This window comes from Pararhizobium sp. LjRoot235 (assembly GCF_964254145.1).
Taxonomy (GTDB): domain Bacteria; phylum Pseudomonadota; class Alphaproteobacteria; order Rhizobiales; family Rhizobiaceae; genus Pararhizobium.
Genome location: NZ_CAXUSP020000001.1, coordinates 672,011 through 693,137, shown reverse-complemented (window position 1 = coordinate 693,137; position 21,127 = coordinate 672,011). Strand labels below are relative to the sequence as shown.

The window sequence follows — 21,127 nt, the reverse complement described above, 5'->3', positions numbered from 1 at the left end:
GATATCTTTATGTCAATATATGCATCTCTTCAATCAGACGAACGGGCAAGAGACAGTTTCAGTCGAAACGGGCCGGTCATAGAATCCGTCGATTGCGTCAGAGCCGTTTCAGGCAGTCGTCGACTTCATAGATCGCGCAGAGAATATGATAGAAGCTGCTCGCCGGGGCCGGTTCGTCGACGAAGCTGCCGTCGGCCTTTTGCTTGTCGCGCCACAAACCCTGCACCGGCGTGTCCAGAAACCGCGTCAGTGCCGTTGCGGCGCGAACGGAGGAGCGGAGATAACGCTCGCGCTCCTCGCCTTGCGTGAGCGCCGCGAAGCGGATCGCCGCCTTCAGCCATTCCGTCTGCGGCCACAGCCGGGCGATCGGATCGGCGACGGAGAAATCGTCGAGAAGCGTCATGACGGCCACGTCGCGCGGCTCTTCAATGCCGTATTGCTCGCCGATCTCGAATAGGCGGCGCGCCTTCACCAACGCATCGGCATTGCCACGTCGCTCGCCCCAGCGCAGAAGTAGCCAGGCCCATTCGAACTGGTGGCCCGGCTCGACGATGCGGCCCTTGTCGCCCGACATCGGCGACCAGTCGTGATCGAAGAATTCGCGCAGCGCCCCGGTTTCTCTGTCGATGAAATGCTCCATGCAAAGCGCCGCGATTTCATCGGCGAGATTGGTCCAGGCGACCTTGTCGAAACCATCCACTTCTTCGCTCGCCAGGCAGGCCTCGAACAGGTGCATATGCGGGTTGGAGCAGAGCGGCAGACGCGGCGGATTGTCTTCCTCGAGGCCGGCAGACGGATGCTTGCAATGGGCCTCGAGCTTTTGCAGCAAGGTATTGCTGCGCTCGATCATCTCCGCCTTCCGCTCCGGAAAGACTTGGGCGAGATAGGCAAAGGACAACAGGGCGAAGGCCTGATTGTAGAGATCGAACGATGCGTCTATCAGCTTGCCGTCCGCATCGGCAAGAGCGCCGTAAAAGCCGCTCGGCTGCAGATAGACGCGATCGAAATAGGCGAGCCCGCACTCAGCGACGCTCTGCCAGTCCCCCGGCCAGCCCCGGCGCCCGGCTTCCGCGAAGCAATAGACCTGACGCGGCTGGACGCGCGACCGGCGGTTCGCCCGCGTCGGCTCTCCCGCCCTATCGATCGTCTCGACAAAGCCGCCGCTCGATGCGTCGAAGCCCTTGTCGCGCCAGATCGGCAACGCCGCATTGGCGAGCCATTCGTTCAGTTTCGCGGAAAAGCCGGCAATGTCCATCATCACTGTCTGCTCGTTCTTATTGGCCGAGTTTCAACGCGGCGACATCCTTGTCCAAGATGGTCGCGAGCGCCTCGACGACCATGTTGTGATCCTCGCGCTGCGGCAGGCCGGAGACGGTGACCGCGCCGATGCAGCCGGTGCCTTTCACAACGATTGGAAAGCTGCCGCCATGCGGCGCGAAGTCGGTGTCCAGCAATCCGAACTTCGCCTGCAGCGTGCTGTCCTGCTTGGCAAGCGAAAGGCCGATCGCGTAGCTACTCTTGAAAAAGCGGAAGACGCAGTTGCGCTTGCGGCGCACCCAGCTCGGATTGTCGGGCGTCGATCCTTCCAGCGCCGCATAGAAGACCGGCATGGAAAACAGTGTCACGTCGATGACGACGCCGAGCTTCCGTTCCACCGCCATATCCCGCAGCAGCGAGCCGAGTTTCCAGCCGGTTTCCAGGCTGAAACTATCGAACTGCAGTTCCTGTTCCTGCAACGCGATGCGTTCGAGATCCTTGTCGAAATCCATATCGCCGTTTCCCCTTGTCTTTCAATCTTTCCAGAGCCAGGCGGCACCGCGCACGCCGGAACTGTCGCCATGCACCGCCTTGCGGATCGGCGTCTCGAAACTGTCGCCGAAAATGTATTTGACGATCAGATCCGGCAATTCGTCATAGATTTCATCGACATTCGACATGCCTCCGCCAAGCACGAAAACATCGGGGTCGACGATGTTGGTCAGAAGCGCGAGGCTCCGGGCGAGCCGGTCGACGAAACGCTCGTAGACGGCGATGGCCACCGGATCGCCGTTGCGCTTGTCGGCGATGATGTCGCGGCCGCGCCGATCGATGCCCGTCGTCAACCGATAGTCGAGTTCGACGCCGGTGCCGCAGGCGTACATGTCGAGGCAGCCATGTTTGCCGCACCAGCATTTGTGGCCTGGATACTCGTCCGGCGTCATCCAGGGCAGCGGATAATGGCCGATTTCGGCGGCAATGCCCTGATAGCCGGCATGCACATGCTTGCCGATCGCCAGTCCCCCGCCATGGCCGGTGCCGACGATGACGCCGAAAACCGTGCGCGCATCCTTGCCCGCGCCATCGACGGCTTCGGAAACCGCAAGGCAATTGGCATCATTGGCAAGCCTGACGGGACGGCCGAGCGCTGCCTGGAGATCGCGCCCGAGCGGTTGGCCGTTGAGCAGCACCGCATTGGAATTGCGCACGATGCCGGTGCGCGGATTGGGGCTGCCGGGAATGCCGATGCCGATTGTGCACTGTTCGCCGGCCATCTGCTCGGCGGTGGCGACAAGTTCCTGCACTGCACGGATACAGGCATCGTAGCCGCTGGTCGGCGTGGCGATGCGGTGACGGGCCCGCGTCGTTCCATCGCGATCGAGCGCGATGACTTCCATCTTAGTGCCGCCCCAGTCAATTCCCATGAACATGTCGGATCAAACTCTTATGCATCGCGTTGCAACGAGCGGCTGCCTCATCGGCCGGGTCTCCTCCCGTTCCGCCGCATCTGCTTAACATTGGAAAAGCATTTCGCGCCAGTCCGCCCGGCTTCGAAGCTCAGAGAAAATCCAGCTCCGACAAAGCCGATGCAAAACCGCATCGGAAAACACTTGGCTTCGCGGCTGAGCTTTTGTAAGGGTTCTTTCCGGTTGGTCCCATAGCTCAGCAGGATAGAGCGCAGGATTCCTAATCCTGAGGCCACTGGTTCGAATCCAGTTGGGATCACCATATTTCCTTTTGCGAGCGGCAAGAATTTCGTGGCCGCAGCACGCCCTATCCTCCAGCGCACCGCCCAAAGAAAAAGGCCGGGTGAAAACCCGACCTCTCCGACCCGTCTCGACAACGCCTGCCAGTACATCCGTGGTCAGCCGCTGGAAACGAATTCGATGGACTCAATATGGCGCCCGAATGTAACCGTTTCAAGACACAGCCAAAAATAAGCGCAACCAGGCCGCGTCTCACGCCGCATCCAGTGCCACCGTCAGGTCGGCGATCAGGTCGTCCGGGTGTTCGATGCCGATTGACAGGCGGATGGTCGACTCGAGGACGCCGATCCGCTGGCGCACGTCCACCGGCACGCCGGAATGGGTCATGGTCGCAGGGTGGCTGGCGAGTGATTCAGTGCCACCGAGGCTGACGGCGAGCTTGAAGATCTGCAGCGCATTGAGAAAGCGGAACGAGGCCAGCTGGCCACCGCGGATATCGAAGGAGAATGTAGAGCCGGCACCGGTGCACTGCGCGGCAAAGGTCTTGCCGACAGGCGAGCTGGCGTCGTGATAGGGCAGATAGTGGATGGTCTCGACCTTCGGATGATCGCGCAGGAAGTCGGCGATCTGACGCGCGTTGCTATTGGCCTTTTCCATGCGGATCGACAGCGTTTCCAGCGAGCGGCCGAGCATCCAGCAGGAATGCGGATCAAGTTGCGTGCCGATGGCGCCGCGCAACGCCTTGATCTGCTTGATGATCACCTTGGTGCCCAGCGCCGCGCCGGCGATCAGATCGGAGTGGCCGCCGACATATTTGGTCAGCGAATAGAGCGAAAGATCGGCGCCATGCTCGATCGGCCGCTGGAAGACGGGTCCGAGCAATGTGTTGTCGCAGGCAACGATCGGCGTATGACCTTGCGTTTCACCGATCCGGTCGGCGATCCGGCGGATCATCGCGACATCGACGAGGCTGTTGGTCGGGTTGGCCGGCGTTTCGATCAGGATCACCGAGACGCGGCCCTTGGCCATGGCCGCGTCCGCAGCCTGTTGCACGGATTTCTCGCTGACGCCATCGGCAAAGCCGACGGCAGTGACGCCCATATTGAGGAAGGTCTTTGCCAGCAGCGTTTCCGTGCCGCCATAGAGCGGTTGCGAATGCAGGATCGCATCACCCGGCCGCACGAAGGCGAGCAGCGTCGTGGCGATCGCCGACATGCCGGAAGAAAACAGCGCGCAGCTTTCGGCGCGTTCGAACACCGCCAGGCGGTCCTCGACGATTTCGCTGTTGGGATGATTGAAGCGGGAATAGACCAGCCCCGCCCCGGTGCCCGCCGGCGGCTCTCGGCGGCCGGAGACAAAATCGAAGAAGTCCCGGCCCTCCTCCGCCGATTTGAAAACGAAGGTCGAGGTCAGGAAGACCGGCGGCTTGACGGCGCCCTCGGACAATTCCGGATCATAACCATAGTTCAGCATCTGCGTTTCGGGATGCAGTTTGTGATTGCCGATATGGGTTTTGGAGGGGTGTGGAGCGGTCATGACAGTCTCCGGTGTTTTGATGCGATTGACGCAGTCTACATTAAGTTTGATCGCCACTTCTTGCCAATTTGAACGCCTTTCAGACTAAAAGCTGCGTCACGGCGATCAAATCTGGCCAAAATCTGGAATTTCCGGCGACGCCATATGGATCGACTGGGGAAATACGCAGGCGCTTCCGGAACAAAGAAGCGGCCTGCCCGTTCGTGGATGATCGTCACCCAGAGGAGCAAGGCTCATGCCTCCCATGAAGTCCATTCCGGCGCCGGCCGAGGCTGGCTCCGCCACCGCAGCCATACGGCCTTCTTTCGATGACTTGGTTGAAATGTCCGGTGTCAGCGTCGCGGCCGCCGCCGGCGCCGACATGCCGGAAGCATTCGTCGCTCTTGCACACCGGGCGCAAAGCGTGGGGTGGCGCTATGAAGACGCCGAAGAGGCGATCCGGCAGCTCGCCCGGGAAAAACTGGGGGCTCAAGGCGCTGCGTTTGACTGAGGCCGCCGATCTGTCGCAGGCAACCCTACCCGCCTCCGGCTCTAATCCACCGCATCGCTTTGGGCGTCACGCACGACATTCATCTGCTTGCGCTCGCGCGCCATGTCGCTGACGGCTGCCCGCAGCCGTGGGTGCCTAGTCATGAAGATGTTAAAGTCGCGCCGGTCGAGCTTCAGGAACTGGCAGAAATCGACCGCGATCACGTCGGCGGTGCGCAAGCCGCCGCTGAGCAGCGCCATCTCGCCGAAGAAGGCGCCTGCTTCGAGAAGAATAGCCTTGCCCGGCAACCGCACCTCGACGGCACCGGAGGCGATGAAATACATGGCGTCACCGCGCTCGCCGACCCTGATGACCTTATCGCCCGGCGCCGCCGACGTCGGCCGGAACAGGAGGAGAAGCTCCTCCAGGGCATGTTCATTGACCTCGGAAAACATCGGAAACGTGTTCACCAGTTGCTGCTTCTTCAGCTGCTGCTGGCTTTCCTTCTCTTCGGCCTTTTCCCTGATGACATCGAGATCGCGGGTCAGCGCCGCAAATTTCGGCTGGCCATACCGGCTTGCGAAAACGGGCATCGCACTGCCGATTGCCGTTTTCAGTTTCGCCGCGACCCCGAACATCAGCGGGTTCAGCGTGATCGATAGAATGGCGCCAGCGAGGATGAGGTCGTGGCCTTCCTGCGACAAAAGCCCAAGCGAGACGCCGAGCCCGGCGACAATGAAGGAGAATTCGCCGATCTGCGCCAGGCTCGCCGCCACCGTTAGCGCCATCGGCAGGGGATAGCGCAACAGGAGCACAAAACCGGCGGCGATCAGCGATTTACCGCAGGTGATCAGCGCCAGGATGGCGATCACCTTGAGCGGCTGGTGGATCAGGATCATCGGGTTGAACAGCATGCCGACCGAGACGAAGAACAGCACCGAGAAAGCATTCTGCAGGGGCAGCGAATCGGCCGCGGCCCGGTGGCTGAGGTGGGATTCGCTCATGATGACGCCGGCAAAGAACGCACCGAGCGCGAACGATACGCCGAAAATGGTCGCCGAGCCGAAGGCGATGCCGAGCGCTATCGCAAGAACGGTGAGTGTGAACAGTTCCCGCGAGCCGGTGCGCGCGACCAACGTCAGCAGCCACGGCACGAGCCGTGGACCGAGCACGACGGCGAGCACCGCGAAGGCGCCAAGCTTGACCAGCGTGACAAGAATGGTGAGCGCGATCGACATACCGCCCGCATGCGCCGCCGTCGCGCCGTGGTCGCCCAAGACCTCGGCGACGATCGGCAGGAGAACGAGTGTGAGCACCATCGCCAGGTCCTCGACGATCAGCCAGCCGATGGCCACCCGGCCTTTGGGCGAGTTGACGAGGTTTCGCTCCTCCAATGCCTTGAGCAGAACGACGGTACTGGCAACGGAAATGCAGAGGCCGAAGACAAGCCCGGCGCCAAGGCTCCAGCCCCACAGGCTGCAGAGGCCCATGCCGAGCAGCGTCGCAAGGATGATCTGGCCGATGGCGCCAGGGATGGCAATGCCGCGGACGGCGATGAGATCTGATGCCGAGAAATGCAAGCCGACGCCGAACATCAGCAGGATGACACCGATTTCAGCCAGTTGCGCGGCAAGCGCACTATCGGCGTTGAAACCCGGCGTGAACGGCCCCATCAAAATGCCGGCAACGAGATAACCGACCAGAGGCGGCAAGCGAAGCCTGTCAGCGAAGTAGCCGAAACCCGCGGCCAGCACGAAGCTGATCGCAACCGTCGCCACCAAAGCCATATCCTGATGCACGCTCTACTCCCGACTGCCCAAACTGTTCCACCGACACAATGTTTTTCACATCGTAAGCCGTCCTTAGCGCTTTGATAAAGTGGCACATCAGGGAAAATGACGGCTTTATCGCCATGAACCGGCTTCTTGTCCCCTATTCTATTCGAGAGGCGCCTTCATTCATCGGCTTCAGCCGGAACGCCCCCCAGATGTGCGGATGCACCGCTCCCGTGCACATACGCGCCGGTCAGGCCGATCGAATTGTCGATCACGTCGATATGCAGCCGAATCTCGCTCCAGGGCTCATCGACGCATACGCCAAGGCCTGCCCGATCCGGCATGCATGTCTTGCGCGTTTTCCGGCATGTCGCTCCCCTCGCCCCGCTGTGATATCATGCGAACTCGGCAAGTCTCGACCGGCCTGGATGGACGCGCAGCAAACAATGATCCGGTCACGTTCTGGGCATGTTGCCTAAATTTTAGGCTTCAAAAACAGAGCAATTATTTTAGGCATTGCCAAGATTGCTGCGCTGCGTCATCTATGCGCCATGGCTTATTTTGACCTCACCATACTTGTCATCGATGAGAACGCGATCCGCGCTTCCATCATCGAGGAGGGATTGCGCGAGGCCGGGCATACCAAGGTGACCGTGGTCCATGAAGTCAACGGCATTGCCCGCATCATCGACACGCTGCGACCGGACGTCATCGTCATCGACCTCGAAAATCCGAATCGCGACATGATGGAGCATCTGTTCCAGTTGACCCGCACGGTTGGCCGGCCGATCGCCATGTTCGTTGATCGCTCCGACACGGCCTCGATCGAGGCGGCCGTGGAAGCCGGTGTTTCCGCCTATATCGTCGACGGCCTGAAGAAGGAACGCGTCAAACCCATTCTCGACATGGCCGTCAGCCGCTTCAATGCCTTCAGCCGGCTGCAGCGGGAGCTTGCCGACGCGAAGTCCGCGCTGGAGGAGCGCAAGATCATCGAGCGGGCGAAGGGCATCCTGATGAAGATGCGCGGCCTTTCCGAAGAGCAGGCATTCGCGCTGCTGCGCCAGACGGCGATGAACGAGAAGAAAAAGATAGCCGATATCGCCCAGAGCGTCGTCACCGCCGCAGGATTGCTGATGTGATGACAGCGCATTGGCCAGACATCTTCCGGCGGGAGGAATTGGAGTGAACATGATCACGAAGCCCACCGAATTGAACGGCCATGGCCGCCTGGCCGCTCCGGCGGAAATGACCAGCGAGGGTCCGCGCACCCTGCGGGCCGGTTTCATCCCGCTTGTCGATGCGTCCGTGCTGATCGCTGCCTCTGAATTCGGCTTTGCGCAGAAGGAGGGCCTGACGCTCGATCTGGTCAAGGATGTCTCCTGGGCCAATGTCCGCGACCGGCTTGCCTTCCGCCAGTTCGACATCGCCCACATGCTGTCGCCCATGCCGGTCGCCTCGATGCTGGGCATGGGCTCCAATCCATCGCCGACGATCACCCCTTTCTCACTGGGGCGCGGCGGCAATGCGATAACACTCTCGATCCGGCTTTTCGCCCGCATGCGCCAGGAAGCATCGCTGCCCGAAACGGCGAGCGCATTGGAAAACGCGCTGGCGCTGGCGAAGGTCATTGAAGGCATGAAGGCGCGCGGCGAACCGCTGCCGACACTGGGCGTCACCTATCCCTTCTCCTCGCACAATTATGAATTTCGCTATTGGCTTGCGGCCGGCGGCATCGATCCGGATCGCGACGTCAAGCTCGTCGTCGTACCGCCGCCGATGACGTCCGATGCGCTCGCCGCCGGCGCCATCGACGGCTTCTGCGTCGGCGCACCCTGGAACATGGTCGCCTCCGAGCGCGGTGTCGGCCGCATTGTCGCAGCAAAGCAGGACATTTGGCCATCGGCCCCCGAAAAGGTCATCGGCATGCGGCCCGAATGGGCTGAGAGGCATCCGGAGACGGTCTCCCGGCTGATCGTCGCGCTGGATGCGGCGGCGCGCTGGTGCGACCGCCCGGACAACCACGACGCGCTGGCGGAGGCGCTCGCCGATGCGCGGTATCTCGCTGCGCCGGTCGACATCATCCGCCGCGTGCTGGCCGGCGAATTCAATCTCGACGACCGGGGCAACCGGCGCATCATCGACAGCTATTTCGCCTTCCACGCAGGCTTCGCCAACTATCCGCGCCCGAGCCAGGCCCTGTGGATCTACAGCCAGATGATCCGCTGGGGCCAGACCAATCTTTGCCCGGCAGGCATGACCGCCGCGGCCGCGGCCTATCGACCCGATATCTACCGCCTGGCGCTTGGAGCGGACGCCGCGCCGCTGCTGGATGACGACATTCGCGTCGAGGGAGCCGCTGACGGTGACCGCTTCGTGGACGGGCAGGTTTTCGACCCGGTCCGGATCGCCGACTATATCGCCGGATTCACGGTCAAAAGCACTGCGCTCGGCAGCAACGCCGGCGAAGAAATCTAGCGCGCCTTTTGCACTGCACAAAAATTCGCACTTAAACTTGCCCCTCCATAAGCAATAGCTGAAATTTTTTGCACAAAAATGCAGCGATCAAAAATTACTCACTTAACAGATCGACGCTAAAATCAATTCAATTTCAAAGGCCTAGCCTTTCTTATCAAAGTTGGCACGGGCTTTGCATGACATAAGTCGCTCCGGTCAATGGCGATCGCAGCAAGTCGAAGCCCACAATAGGCCTTCGCAAGAGACATCGACGTCGCAAGGGTTTTGCAGTCCGGGATCCTCCCTCCCGCAGACGCAAATCTCCGAGCGGCGTTTTTTATTGCCCATTTTCCCCGTAGCCCACGGAAGGGACTGACAGATGACCGAGAAATTGACTGGTGCGATGAAAACATTGCTCAACGGAGCGGCCATCTGTTCCGCGTTGGCAATCGGCACCTTCACCACGCAAGCCGCTGCCGAGACATTGGATCTCGAGAAGGACGAGCTGAAGCTCGGCTTCATCAAGCTCACCGATATGGCGCCGCTGGCGATTGCCTATGAAAAAGGCTTCTTCGAAGACGAAGGGCTTTACGTCACGCTGGAGCCGCAGGCGAACTGGAAGGTGCTGCTCGACCGCGTGATCACCGGCGAACTGGATGGCGCCCATATGCTGGCCGGCCAGCCGCTGGCCGCAACGATCGGCTACGGCACCAAGTCTCATATCGTGACGCCCTTCTCGATGGACCTTAACGGCAACGGCATCACCGTTTCCAACGCCGTCTGGGAGATGATGAAGGCAAATGTCGCGAAAGACGCGGACGGCAAGCTCGCACATCCGATCAAGGCCGATGCCCTGAAGCCGGTCGTCGACAAGTTCAAGGCGGACGGCAAGCCGTTCAACCTCGGCATGGTCTTCCCCGTTTCCACCCATAATTACGAATTGCGCTACTGGCTGGCGTCCGGCGACATCAATCCCGGTTTCTATTCGCCGGCCGACGTTTCCGGACAGATCAAGGGCGACGCGCTTCTCTCCGTCACGCCACCGCCGCAAATGCCGGCAACGCTCGAAGCCGGCACAATCGTCGGCTATTCGGTCGGCGAGCCTTGGAACCAGGCCGCTGTCTTCAAGGGGATCGGCGTGCCTGTCGTGACTGACTACGAGATCTGGAAGAACAACCCGGAAAAGGTATTCGGCCTGACGGAGGAGTTCGTCGAGCAGAACCCCAATACGACGCTGGCGCTCACCAAGGCGCTGATCCGTGCCGCGATGTGGCTTGACGAAAACAACAACGCCAATCGTGCCGAGGCCGTCGAGATCCTGTCCCGCAAGGAATATGTCGGCGCCGACGCCAAGGTCATCGCCAATTCGATGACCGGAACCTTCGAATACGAAAAGGGCGACAAGCGCGAGGTGCCGGACTTCAACGTCTTCTTCCGTTACAACGCCACCTATCCCTTCTATTCCGACGCCATCTGGTACCTGACGCAGATGCGCCGCTGGGGCCAGATCCCCGAATTCAAGGACGACGCCTGGTACGCCGAGACCGCGAAGTCCGTCTACAAGCCGGACGTCTATCTGAAGGCCGCGAAGATGCTGGTCGAAGAAGGCAAGGCCAAGGACGCCGACTTCCCCTGGAACAGCGACGGCTACAAGGCGCCCACCTCCGATTTCATCGACGGCGTCAGCTATGACGGTAAAACCCCGAACGCCTACATCGACTCCCTGAAAATCGGCCTCAAGGGCCAGCAGAAAGTCGAAGGCGCCGAGATCGTTGGCGGCTGATCCACCCTTCCTGACACCTACAAGGCAAGCATAGATGGCACACGCAACAGATACCATCGGCACCGGCAAGCTCGATAGCGCAATGCGCAGGGAACGCCTCTTCCAGCGCATCAACAAGGCTGCCACATGGCTTAACATTCTCGGGCTCGGCTGGGTCACGCCGATCCTGAGGATCGCTGCCGGCGACAGTGTTCGCGAACAGATGTCGGAAATCCGCAAGACGCTGGTCATCCCGCTTGCCGGCATTCTGCTCTTCCTGGTCGCCTGGGGTGTCCTGGCGCCGACGATCAAGACATCGCTCGGCGCCGTGCCCGGCCCGGTCGAGGTCTTCGAACAGGCGGGCACCCTGTGGCAGGACCACTTCGCCGAGCGCGAAAAGGCGGCGGCATTCTACCAGCGCCAGGACGAGCGCAACGCCAAGCTCGTCACCGAAGGCAAGGCGGGCGAGGTCAAGTATCGCACCTATACCGGCAAGCCGACCTATGTCGATCAGATCCTTACCTCCCTGATGACTGTCGGTCTCGGCTTCCTGTTCGGCAGCATCATCGCCATTCCGCTCGGAATTGCCTCGGGCCTGTCGCGCACGATCAATGGCGCGATCAACCCGCTGATCCAGATCTTCAAGCCGGTCTCACCGCTCGCCTGGCTGCCGATCGTCACCATGATCGTCTCTGCTCTCTACGTGAACCCTTCCGACATGCTGCCGAAGTCGCTCGTGATCTCGGCTGTCACCGTCACCCTCTGTTCGCTGTGGCCGACGCTCATCAACACGGCGCTTGGCGTCGCATCGATCGACAAGGATCTCGTCAATGTCGGCAAGGTTCTGCAGCTTTCGACGGCGACCACGATCCGCAAGCTGGTTCTGCCTTCCGCCCTGCCGCTGATCTTCACCGGCCTGCGGCTGGCACTCGGGGTGGGCTGGATGGTGCTGATCGCAGCCGAAATGCTGGCGCAGAATCCTGGTCTTGGAAAGTTCGTCTGGGACGAATTCCAGAACGGCTCGGAAACGTCGCTCGCCCGCATCATGGTCGCAGTTCTGACCATCGGCATCATCGGCTTTGCGCTTGATCGCATCATGTTCGCGCTCCAGTCCGCCTTCACCTTCTCGGCCAATCGATAAGGGAACGACGATGACCATTCTCGAACTCAGCGACGTCTCGAAATCCTACGGCCAGGGGAAGAGCCGAAACGACGTTCTGGCGAACGTCAATCTGAAGGTGAAGGAAGGCGAGTTCATTGCCATCGTCGGCTTTTCCGGCGCAGGCAAGACGACGCTGATTTCCCTCCTCGCCGGCCTTGCAAGGCCGGATTCGGGCGCAGTGCTCTTCAATGGCAAGGAAGTGACCGGGCCCGGCCCGGAACGCGGCGTCGTGTTCCAGTCCTATTCCCTGATGCCCTGGCTGACAGTCGATGCGAATGTGTCGCTGGCCGTTGACAGCGTCTTCAAGACGAAGAGCAGGACGGAGCGCAAGGAGATCGTATCGCGCTATGTCGGCATGGTCGGCCTCGCCCATGCGAAAGATCGCAAACCTGCCGAGCTTTCCGGCGGCATGCGCCAGCGCGTTGCCGTGGCGCGGGCTCTCGCGATGCAGCCGGACGTCCTGCTGATGGACGAGCCGCTCTCGGCCCTCGACGCACTGACCCGTTCGAAGCTGCAGGACGAATTTGCCGCAATCTCCGAACAGGAAAAGAAGACGATCATTCTCGTCACCAACGACGTCGACGAGGCGATCCTGCTTGCCGATCGCATCATTCCCCTGACACCCGGTCCGAACGCAACGCTCGGACCGACCTTTGACGTTGCCCTGCCGCGCCCGCGCGCTCGCGCCGAAATGAATTCGGACGCCGAATTCATTCGGTTGCGGGCTGCTGTCACGGCCTACTTGATGGACGTCGGCGCCGACCGCCAAACGTCTGCCGGCCGTATCATTCAATTGCCGAACGTCGTTCCGATCACCCAGAAACCGCTGAAGGACAAGCTGCCGGCCGCCTATGAACGTGCCGCACGCACGGTGGTCGAACGGCGCTTCGTCGAGTTTTCGGAGGTCCGCAAGACCTATGCAACTGCCAAGGGCCCGCTGACGGTTGTCGACGGTTTCGATCTCAAGATCAACAAAGGCGAATTCATCTCTATCATCGGCCATTCCGGCTGCGGCAAATCGACCGTCCTGTCGATGGCGGCCGGGCTGAACGCGATCTCGGGTGGCGGCATCATCCTTGACGGCAAGGAGATCTCCGGTGCGGGGCCGGACCGCGCCGTCGTGTTCCAGTCCCCCTCGCTGATGCCATGGCTGACGGCACGCGAGAATGTCGCCCTCGGCGTCAATCGCGTCTATCCCGCGGCTTCTCCGGCAGAACGCAAGGACATCGTCGAATACTATCTCGAGAAGGTCGGCCTCGGCGATTCCATGCACCGCATCGCCGCCGACCTGTCGAACGGCATGAAGCAGCGCGTCGGCATCGCCCGTGCCTTCGCCCTTTCTCCCAAGCTTTTGCTCCTCGATGAGCCGTTTGGCATGCTCGACAGCCTGACACGCTGGGAATTGCAGGAAGTGCTTATGGATGTCTGGACCCGCACCAAGGTTACGGCCATCTGCGTGACGCACGACGTCGATGAAGCGATCCTGCTCGCCGACCGCGTGGTGATGATGTCGAACGGTCCCAACGCCCGCATCGGCAACATCATGGATGTGCATCTGCCGCGTCCGCGCAGCCGCAAGGCCCTGCTCGCCCATCGCGACTACTACGCCTATCGCGAAGAACTCATCGATTTCCTCGAGGCCTATGAGGGCGGCGCCAATCCTTCGCCCGAACACCTCGAAACAATTCGGCAGAAGCGTGCCGCCCGTCTCGATGAGACCGGTGGACCGCTTCCCAGAACCGCAGCGGAGTAAATCCAATGGCTGAAAAACTCATCATCATCGGCAACGGCATGGCGCCCGGGCGCATGCTGGAGCACCTTTTAGAACAGGCTCCCGGCCAATATGACGTTACGATCTTCAACGCCGAGCCGCGCGTCAACTATGACCGCATCATGCTTTCGCCGGTCCTTTCGGGCGAGAAGAGCTATGAGCAAATCGTCATCCACGGCGACGGCTGGTACATCGAGCACGGCATCACGCTTTACAAGGGCCACAAGATCGTCTCGATCGACCGTGACAAGAAGACCGTCACCTCCGATCACGGCGTGACGGAAGGCTATGACAAGCTCGTCATCGCCACCGGCTCCGTGCCCTTTATCATCCCCGTTCCTGGCAAGGACCTTCCCGGGGTCATCACCTACCGCGACCTCGACGACGTGCAGGCCATGCTGCTCGCCGCCCAGTCGCGCGAAAAGGCTGTCGTCATCGGCGGCGGCCTGCTCGGCCTCGAGGCGGCAGCAGGTCTTGCCTCGCGCGGCATGGATGTGACCGTGCTGCATGTCATGCCGACGCTGATGGAGCGCCAGCTCGATCCGGCCGCCGGCTACCTCTTGCAGAAGGCCGTCGAGGAACGCGGCATCAAGGTCATCTGCAAGGCCAACACCAAGGCCATCGTCGGCGATGGCAAGGTCGAGGGCATCGAGCTCGACAACGGCACGATCATCCCGGCAACGTTGGTGGTCATGGCGGTCGGCATCCGTCCGAACGCCGGACTTGCCAAGGACGCCGGTCTCGCCGTCAATCGCGGCATCGTCGTCGATGCCGGCATGCAGACCTCCGATGGCGATATCCTGGCGCTTGGCGAATGCGCCGAGGTCGGCGGCATGGTCTACGGCCTCGTCGCACCGCTCTACGAAATGGCCCGCATCGCCGCTTCGCATCTGGCAGGCGATCGCACGCCGGCCTTCGTCCATTCCGACACACCGACGAAACTCAAGGTGACCGGCATCAACCTCTTCTCGCTCGGCGACTTCGCAGAAGGCGACGACCGCGAGGAGATCGTACTGCGCGACGCGACGGCCGGCGTCTACAAACGTCTGGTGCTGAAGGACAACCGCATCATCGGCACCGTGCTTTACGGCGAAACCGCCGACGGCGCCTGGTTCAACGACCTGAAGAAGAAAGCCACCGATATCTCGGAAATGCGCGAGACGCTCATTTTCGGCCAGGCCTACCAGGGAGGGTCCCCGCTGGACCCTATGGCGGCCGTTGCAGCCTTGCCGGATGATGCGGAAATCTGCGGCTGCAACGGCGTCTGCAAGGGCAAAATCACGGGTACGATCACCTCGAAGGGACTGACCTCGCTCGACGACGTGCGGGCCCACACCAAGGCATCCGCCTCCTGCGGCTCCTGCACAGGGCTTGTCGAACAGCTGATGACCATCACGCTCGGCGACGCCTACAATCCGGCCGCCGTTCAACCGATGTGCACCTGCACCGAGCTTGGCCATGACGACGTGCGCCGCCTGATCAAGGCCAAGGGTCTGAAGACCATTCCCGCCGTCATGCAGGAACTGGAATGGAAGACCTCCTGCGGCTGCGCCAAATGTCGCCCGGCCCTCAACTATTACCTCGTCTGCGACTGGCCGGACGAATATGCCGACGACTACCAGTCGCGCTTCATCAACGAGCGCGTCCACGCCAACATCCAGAAGGACGGCACCTATTCGGTCGTGCCGCGCATGTGGGGCGGCGTCACCAATTCGAAGGAGCTTCGTGCGATCGCCGACGTGGTCGACAAGTTCGAGGTGCCGCTGGTCAAGGTGACCGGTGGCCAGCGCATCGACTTGCTCGGCATCGAGAAGGAAGATCTGCCCGCCGTCTGGGCCGATCTCGGCAAGGCCGGCTTCGTTTCCGGCCAGGCCTATGCCAAGGGTCTGAGAACGGTGAAGACCTGCGTCGGTTCCGACTGGTGCCGCTTCGGCACGCAGGATTCGACCGGGCTCGGCATTCGCATCGAGAAGTTCATGTGGGGCTCCTGGACGCCGGCCAAGCTCAAGATGGCCGTCTCCGGCTGTCCGCGAAACTGCGCCGAGGCAACCTGCAAGGATATCGGCGTCATCTGCGTCGATTCGGGCTTCGAGATCCATTTTGCCGGGGCCGCCGGTCTCGACATCAAGGGCACGGAAGTGCTCGGCCTCGTGAAGACCGAGGACGAGGCGCTGCAGCATATCGTGGCATTGACGCAGATGTACCGCGAGCAGGGTCGCTATCTGGAGCGCATCTATAAATGGGCCAAGCGCATTGGCCTCGACGAAATCCGCCGCCAGATCATGGGCGATACGGAGAAGCGCCAAGCCTATTACGACCGCTTCGTCTTCTCCCAGAAATTCGCTCAGGTCGACCCCTGGTCGGAGCGCGTCTCCGGCAAGGACAAGCACGAGTTCCGGCCGATGGCGACGGTTGGATACTCGGAAGCGGCGGAGTGACGGATATGGAAACGAACTGGATCGCAATCGGCGACATCAACGACATCCCGCTACGCGGCGCCCGCTGCGTGAAGACGCCGCAAGGCAAGATCGCCGTGTTCCGCACGGCCGAAAACGAGGTCTTCGCTATCGAGGATCACTGCCCGCACAAGGGCGGTCCCTTGAGCCAGGGCATCGTTCATGGCAAGGCCGTCACCTGCCCGCTGCACAACTGGGTCATCTCGCTCGAAAGCGGCAAGGCGCTCGGTGCCGATGAGGGCGAGGTCAAGACCATCGCCGTGCGCAACGAGGACGGTGCGCTCTCCATCGCGCTCGAAAGCCTGATGATGGCGGCGGAATAGGCGCATGACGGCGTTCATGGCGATACCCCCCTCTGTCCCTTCGGGACACCTCCCCCTCAAGGGGGGAGATCGGACAGCGCATGCCGCCGCCCCGTGTGGCAAGTTGGAGGCCCTTCGTGCCCAACTCACCACCGGAGGACACGGATGGCGCGGCAAGCTCCCGATCTCCCCCCTTGAGGGGGAGATGTCAGCAAAGCTGACAGAGGGGGGTAAAAGCCACAGGCGATGCGGGATCGGGGAACACGCCCATGCCCACTGAAACCAAGACCACCTGTCCCTACTGCGGAGTCGGCTGTGGCGTCATCGCCAAGATCGATGACAGCGGCGCGGTCAGCGTCAAGGGCGATCCAGATCATCCCGCCAACTTCGGACGACTGTGTTCCAAGGGCTCGGCGCTCGCCGAAACCATCGACCTCGACGGACGTATCCTCCATCCTCAGATCGGTGGACGACGCGCAAGCTGGGACGACGCGCTCGACCTCGTCGCCACGCGTTTCTCCGAAACCATCGCCGAGCATGGCCCCGATTCGGTCGCCTTCTACGTCTCCGGCCAGTTGCTGACGGAAGACTACTATGTCGCCAACAAGCTGATGAAGGGCTTCATCGGTTCGGCCAATATCGACACCAATTCGCGCCTTTGCATGTCCTCCTCGGTCGCCGGCCATCGCCGCGCTTTCGGCGCCGACACCGTGCCCGGTACTTATGAGGACATCGAGCTTGCCGATCTCGTCATCCTGACCGGTTCCAATCTCGCCTGGTGCCACCCGGTGATTTACCAGCGGCTTGCCGCCGCCAAAGCCGCCCGGCCCAGCATGAAGGTCGTCGTCATCGATCCGCGCCGCACGATGACGGCCGATATTGCCGACTTGCACCTGGCGATCCGACCGGATGGCGACGTGGCGCTGTTCATGGGCCTGCTTGCTCACCTTGCCGGCACCGCTGCGATCGACCAGAACTATATCGGCAAGCACACCAATGGTTTCGCCGAGGCTTTCGCCACGGCCTCGGCCCTTAGCATCGCCGACCTGATGGAATTGACCGGCCTGCCCTCCATGCAGTTGCGGCAATTCTTCCGGCTGTTTGAAGAAACGGAAAAGGCCGTCACCTGCTACAGCCAGGGCGTCAATCAATCCGCCTCCGGCACAGACAAGGTCAACGCCATCATCAACTGTCATCTCGCGACCGGGCGCATCGGCCGGCCCGGCATGGGTCCCTTCTCGCTCACCGGCCAGCCGAACGCCATGGGCGGTCGCGAGGTCGGCGGCCTGGCCAACATGTTGGCGGCCCACATGGCCATCGAAAATTCCGAGGATTGCGACCGCGTCCAGCGCTTCTGGCAGTCGCCGGTGATTGCCCGCAAGCCCGGCCTCAAGGCCGTCGACATGTTCCGCGCGGTCGCCGACGGCCGGATCAAGGCACTCTGGATCATGGCCACCAACCCGGTCGTCTCGATGCCGGACGCCGATGCCGTCGCCGCCGCAATCGCCGCCTGTCCTTTCGTCGTCGTCTCCGACATCCTCACCGACACCGATACGGCGAAGTTTGCGCATGTCCTCCTGCCATCGCTCGGCTGGGGCGAGAAGGACGGCACCGTCACCAACTCGGAACGTCGAATTTCCCGCCAGCGGAGCTATCTTCCCGCCCCCGGCGAAGCCAAGGCCGACTGGTGGCAGCTGGCCGAGGTCGGCCGCCGCATGGGTTTCGACAACGCATTCTCGTTCGGCTCCGCGACGGAGGTCTTTGCCGAGCACGCGGCTTTGTCGGCCTTCGAAAACGGCGGCAGCCGCGATTTCGATATCGGCGCGTACCAGCAGATCGATGGTGAGGCCTATGACGGACTTCGCCCCTTCCAATGGCCGCAGCCAGCCGCCTCGCAGGCGCAAACCACCCGTTTCTTCGCCGAGGGTGGCTTTTTCCATGCCGACCGCAAGGCGCGTTTCGTCGCCGTCAGCGCTCCCGCCACGGATTGCACCAGTACCGATTTCCCGCTGACGCTCAACACCGGCCGCATCCGTGACCAGTGGCACACGATGACGCGGACCGGCAAAAGCGCCCGGCTCTCCGCCCATATCGCCGAGCCCTTTGCCGAAATCCACCCGCGCGATGCCATGGAGCTAGGCATCGCCAGCGCCTGCCTCGTCGAGATCGAAAGCCCCTACGGCAAGGCCGTCGTCCGTGCCCTCGTTACCGAACGTCAGGCCCGCGGCAGTCTGTTCGTGCCGATGCACTGGAACGATCAGTTTGCCGCCAAGGCCCGCATCGACGCCGTCGTCGCGCCGGTCACCGACCCCTTCTCCGGTCAGCCGGCCTCGAAGAACGTCGCCGTCGCTGCGCGGCGGCTGAAGGTCGCAAGCTTTGGCTTTGCGGTTTCGGCCACCAAACCACAGGGGCTCGACACAGCCTATTGGGCGCTTGCGAAGGCCGATGGCGGCTGGCGGCTGGAACTGGCGTTCGACGCCACGCCGGAAAACTGGACCCACTGGTGCCGCACCCATTTCGGTATTCCCGACCATATCGAGCCGCTCGGCTATGCCGATGCCCAGACCGGCGACCTGCGCCTTGCCTTTTTCGATGGCGATCGGTTGCTTGCCGCATTCTTCCTCGCTCGCCAACCGGTCGCCGTCGCGCGCAACTGGGCGATCGAGCAACTGACTGTCCGACATGCCGAAATGGCAAAACGGTTCGCCGTCGTTGCCGGGCGTCCCGGCGCCGGCCGCATGGACCCGGGCGCCACCGTCTGTTCCTGCTTCAGCGTCGGCGTCAACCAGATCGTCGCCGCCGTCAGGGGTGGCTGTCACAGTGTCGAGGCTGTCGGCAAGGAATTGAACGCCGGAACCAATTGCGGCTCCTGCCGCGCCGAGATCAGGGGGATCATCGATGGATGCCTTGCAGCTGCTGCCGAGTGACCGCAACGCCCGCCCTGCCCGCATGGCGCCGCTTGCCAAATTGCCGGTCTTTTGGGCGCTCGAAGGAAAACGCGCCATCGTTGCCGGCGGATCGGATGCGGCAGCCTGGAAGGCGGAACTGCTGGCGGCCTGCGGCGCAGAAGTCCACGTCTACGCGGGAGAGCTGAACGATACGTTCGCGACCCTCATGCAGGATGACGGCCGGTTCCGCCATCACAAGGAGCATTGGTCGACTTCGGCCTTCGAAGGAGCGGCTATCGCCATTGCCGATTGCGAAGACGACGAAGCCGCTGCTGCGTTCTTCGATGCGGCCTGCAGCGCCGGCGTGCCGGTCAACGTCATCGACAACCCGAAATACTGCCAGTTCCAGTTTGGTTCGATCGTCAACCGCTCACCCGTCGTCGTCGCCATCTCCACCGATGGTGCAGCCCCCATCCTCGCCCAGGCGATCCGTCGCCGCATCGAGACGCTGCTGCCGCCGTCGCTGAAATCCTGGGCAGCGCTGGCGCATTCGATCCGGGACAAGGTCAATGCACGGGTCAGCCCCGGTGCGCCGAGGCGCGCCTTCTGGGAAAATTTCGTCGATCGCGCCTTCGGCGCGGCACCCGAGGCCGAAACCGAAGCTGGCCTTCTCGCCGATGCCGGGCGGATTGCCACGAAGAACACATCCTCCAGCGGGCGTGTGACGCTGGTCGGCGCAGGCCCCGGCGATGCGGAACTCTTGACGCTCAAGGCGGTGCGCGCGCTGCAGGCGGCCGATGTCATCCTGTTCGACGATCTCGTCTCCGACGAGGTGCTGGAACTTGCCCGCCGTGAAGCAAAGCGCATGCTCGTCGGCAAGCGCGGCGGCCGGACGAGCTGCAAGCAGGAAGATATCAACGCGATGATGATCCAGCTCGCCAAGGCCGGAAAGCGCGTGGTGCGGCTGAAATCCGGAGACCCGATGATCTTCGGTCGCGCGGGCGAGGAAATCGCCTGTCTCGAACGGCAAGGCATTCCCGTCGACGTCGTGCCCGGCATCACCTCCGCCAGCGCCATGGCCGCCCGGCTCGGCGTATCGCTGACGCATCGCGATCACGCACAGGCCGTCCGCTTCGTCACCGGCCATTCGCGCCTCGGCGACCTGCCCGAACACCTCGACTGGCAAAATCTGGCCGAACCGCGTACCACAACCATCTTCTACATGGGCGGCCGCACCGCGGGCCAGATTTGCGCCAGACTTCTGGCCGCCGGCATGGACAGCGCGACCCCGGCAGTGGTGATGAGCGCGGTCACCCGCAGCGATGAAAGACGCTGGATCGGGACAGTTGGCGATTTGGCAGATGCCGTCGAGCGAATCGGCGTCGACAATCCGATCCTGATCGGCGTCGGCCAAGCCTTTTCGGAGGCGCGATCCGGAGTTGAGAGCCCAGCCCGATGGCCGGCGCCGGAATGGGGGCAGCCTCGAGCCCTGGCGGTGTGATGCTATCCGGCCTTCTCGCCGCTCCGTTGCTCAGGAATTATTTATCGTGACTGCCCTTCCGGAACGACCTGGCACTCCATACGTTTGC

At 62.2% G+C, this 21,127-nt stretch carries 16 protein-coding genes and 1 tRNA gene; 11 read left to right on the top strand and 6 right to left on the bottom strand.

Annotated elements, in window-relative coordinates:
- Positions 1-97: 97 nt before the first annotated feature.
- Genes ACSQ2Z_RS03235 through ACSQ2Z_RS03225 form a run of 3 tightly spaced genes read right to left on the bottom strand, consistent with a single transcriptional unit; the run spans position 98 to position 2,687 of the window.
- Complete coding sequence (locus ACSQ2Z_RS03235) at positions 98-1,255, bottom strand: AGE family epimerase/isomerase (RefSeq protein WP_436082959.1); 1,158 nt, start codon at positions 1,253-1,255, stop codon at positions 98-100.
- A gap of 19 nt (positions 1,256-1,274) precedes the next feature.
- Positions 1,275-1,769: a heme-degrading domain-containing protein gene (locus ACSQ2Z_RS03230; RefSeq protein ID WP_436079888.1), complete on the bottom strand. Its 495-nt coding sequence runs from the start codon at positions 1,767-1,769 to the stop codon at positions 1,275-1,277.
- 21 nt (positions 1,770-1,790) lie between these two features.
- Positions 1,791-2,687 carry an ROK family protein gene (locus ACSQ2Z_RS03225; protein ID WP_436079887.1) on the bottom strand — a complete coding sequence of 299 codons (897 nt, stop codon included), beginning with the start codon at positions 2,685-2,687 and terminating at the stop codon, positions 1,791-1,793.
- Positions 2,688-2,908: 221 nt separating this feature from the next.
- Between ACSQ2Z_RS03225 and ACSQ2Z_RS03220 the strand changes: the two genes are divergently transcribed.
- A tRNA-Arg gene (locus ACSQ2Z_RS03220) sits at positions 2,909-2,985 on the top strand.
- A gap of 230 nt (positions 2,986-3,215) precedes the next feature.
- On the opposite strand, the gene ACSQ2Z_RS03215 is transcribed toward ACSQ2Z_RS03220, so the two are convergent.
- Positions 3,216-4,499, bottom strand: coding sequence for a cystathionine gamma-synthase family protein (locus ACSQ2Z_RS03215; protein WP_436079886.1), 1,284 nt, complete (start codon positions 4,497-4,499; stop codon positions 3,216-3,218).
- A gap of 235 nt (positions 4,500-4,734) precedes the next feature.
- Here ACSQ2Z_RS03215 and ACSQ2Z_RS03210 point away from each other — a divergent pair, with 235 nt between their 5' ends.
- Positions 4,735-4,989: a hypothetical protein gene (locus ACSQ2Z_RS03210; protein ID WP_436079885.1), complete on the top strand. Its 255-nt coding sequence runs from the start codon at positions 4,735-4,737 to the stop codon at positions 4,987-4,989.
- A 41-nt stretch (positions 4,990-5,030) separates the two neighbouring features.
- On the opposite strand, the gene ACSQ2Z_RS03205 is transcribed toward ACSQ2Z_RS03210, so the two are convergent.
- Positions 5,031-6,767, bottom strand: a complete 1,737-nt coding sequence (locus tag ACSQ2Z_RS03205; protein ID WP_436079884.1) for a cation:proton antiporter domain-containing protein — start codon at positions 6,765-6,767, stop codon at positions 5,031-5,033.
- 155 nt (positions 6,768-6,922) lie between these two features.
- On the bottom strand, positions 6,923-7,087 hold the full coding sequence (locus ACSQ2Z_RS03200; RefSeq protein ID WP_436079883.1) for a hypothetical protein: 165 nt from the start codon (positions 7,085-7,087) through the stop codon (positions 6,923-6,925).
- A 207-nt stretch (positions 7,088-7,294) separates the two neighbouring features.
- On the opposite strand from ACSQ2Z_RS03200, the gene ACSQ2Z_RS03195 reads away from it, so the two are divergent.
- The 9 genes from ACSQ2Z_RS03195 (at position 7,295) to cysG (ending at position 21,039) form a co-directional block, all read left to right on the top strand.
- Entirely contained in the window at positions 7,295-7,882 is a 588-nt protein-coding gene (locus ACSQ2Z_RS03195; RefSeq protein WP_436079882.1) for an ANTAR domain-containing response regulator, read from the top strand.
- A 106-nt stretch (positions 7,883-7,988) separates the two neighbouring features.
- Positions 7,989-9,218 (top strand): CmpA/NrtA family ABC transporter substrate-binding protein, encoded by a 1,230-nt coding sequence (locus ACSQ2Z_RS03190; RefSeq protein ID WP_436082958.1) that lies wholly within the window; start codon positions 7,989-7,991, stop codon positions 9,216-9,218.
- 358 nt (positions 9,219-9,576) lie between these two features.
- Complete coding sequence (locus ACSQ2Z_RS03185; RefSeq protein ID WP_436079881.1) at positions 9,577-10,980, top strand: CmpA/NrtA family ABC transporter substrate-binding protein; 1,404 nt, start codon at positions 9,577-9,579, stop codon at positions 10,978-10,980.
- A 34-nt stretch (positions 10,981-11,014) separates the two neighbouring features.
- Positions 11,015-12,100, top strand: a complete 1,086-nt coding sequence (locus ACSQ2Z_RS03180; RefSeq protein ID WP_436079880.1) for an ABC transporter permease — start codon at positions 11,015-11,017, stop codon at positions 12,098-12,100.
- 10 nt (positions 12,101-12,110) lie between these two features.
- Complete coding sequence (locus tag ACSQ2Z_RS03175; protein WP_436079879.1) at positions 12,111-13,874, top strand: ABC transporter ATP-binding protein; 1,764 nt, start codon at positions 12,111-12,113, stop codon at positions 13,872-13,874.
- A 5-nt stretch (positions 13,875-13,879) separates the two neighbouring features.
- A complete protein-coding gene (gene nirB / locus ACSQ2Z_RS03170) occupies positions 13,880-16,330 on the top strand; it encodes a nitrite reductase large subunit NirB (RefSeq protein WP_436079878.1) in 2,451 nt (816 codons plus the stop codon).
- A gap of 5 nt (positions 16,331-16,335) precedes the next feature.
- Complete coding sequence (gene nirD / locus ACSQ2Z_RS03165; protein WP_018328231.1) at positions 16,336-16,671, top strand: nitrite reductase small subunit NirD; 336 nt, start codon at positions 16,336-16,338, stop codon at positions 16,669-16,671.
- A gap of 248 nt (positions 16,672-16,919) precedes the next feature.
- Positions 16,920-19,577 (top strand): nitrate reductase, encoded by a 2,658-nt coding sequence (locus ACSQ2Z_RS03160; protein ID WP_436079877.1) that lies wholly within the window; start codon positions 16,920-16,922, stop codon positions 19,575-19,577.
- The gene (cysG, locus tag ACSQ2Z_RS03155) at positions 19,549-21,039 is read left to right on the top strand and encodes a siroheme synthase CysG (RefSeq protein WP_436079876.1); all 1,491 of its coding nucleotides are present in this window, start codon (positions 19,549-19,551) and stop codon (positions 21,037-21,039) included. Before ACSQ2Z_RS03160 ends, cysG begins: the two co-directional genes overlap by 29 nt.
- The last annotated feature ends 88 nt before the right edge of the window (positions 21,040-21,127 follow it).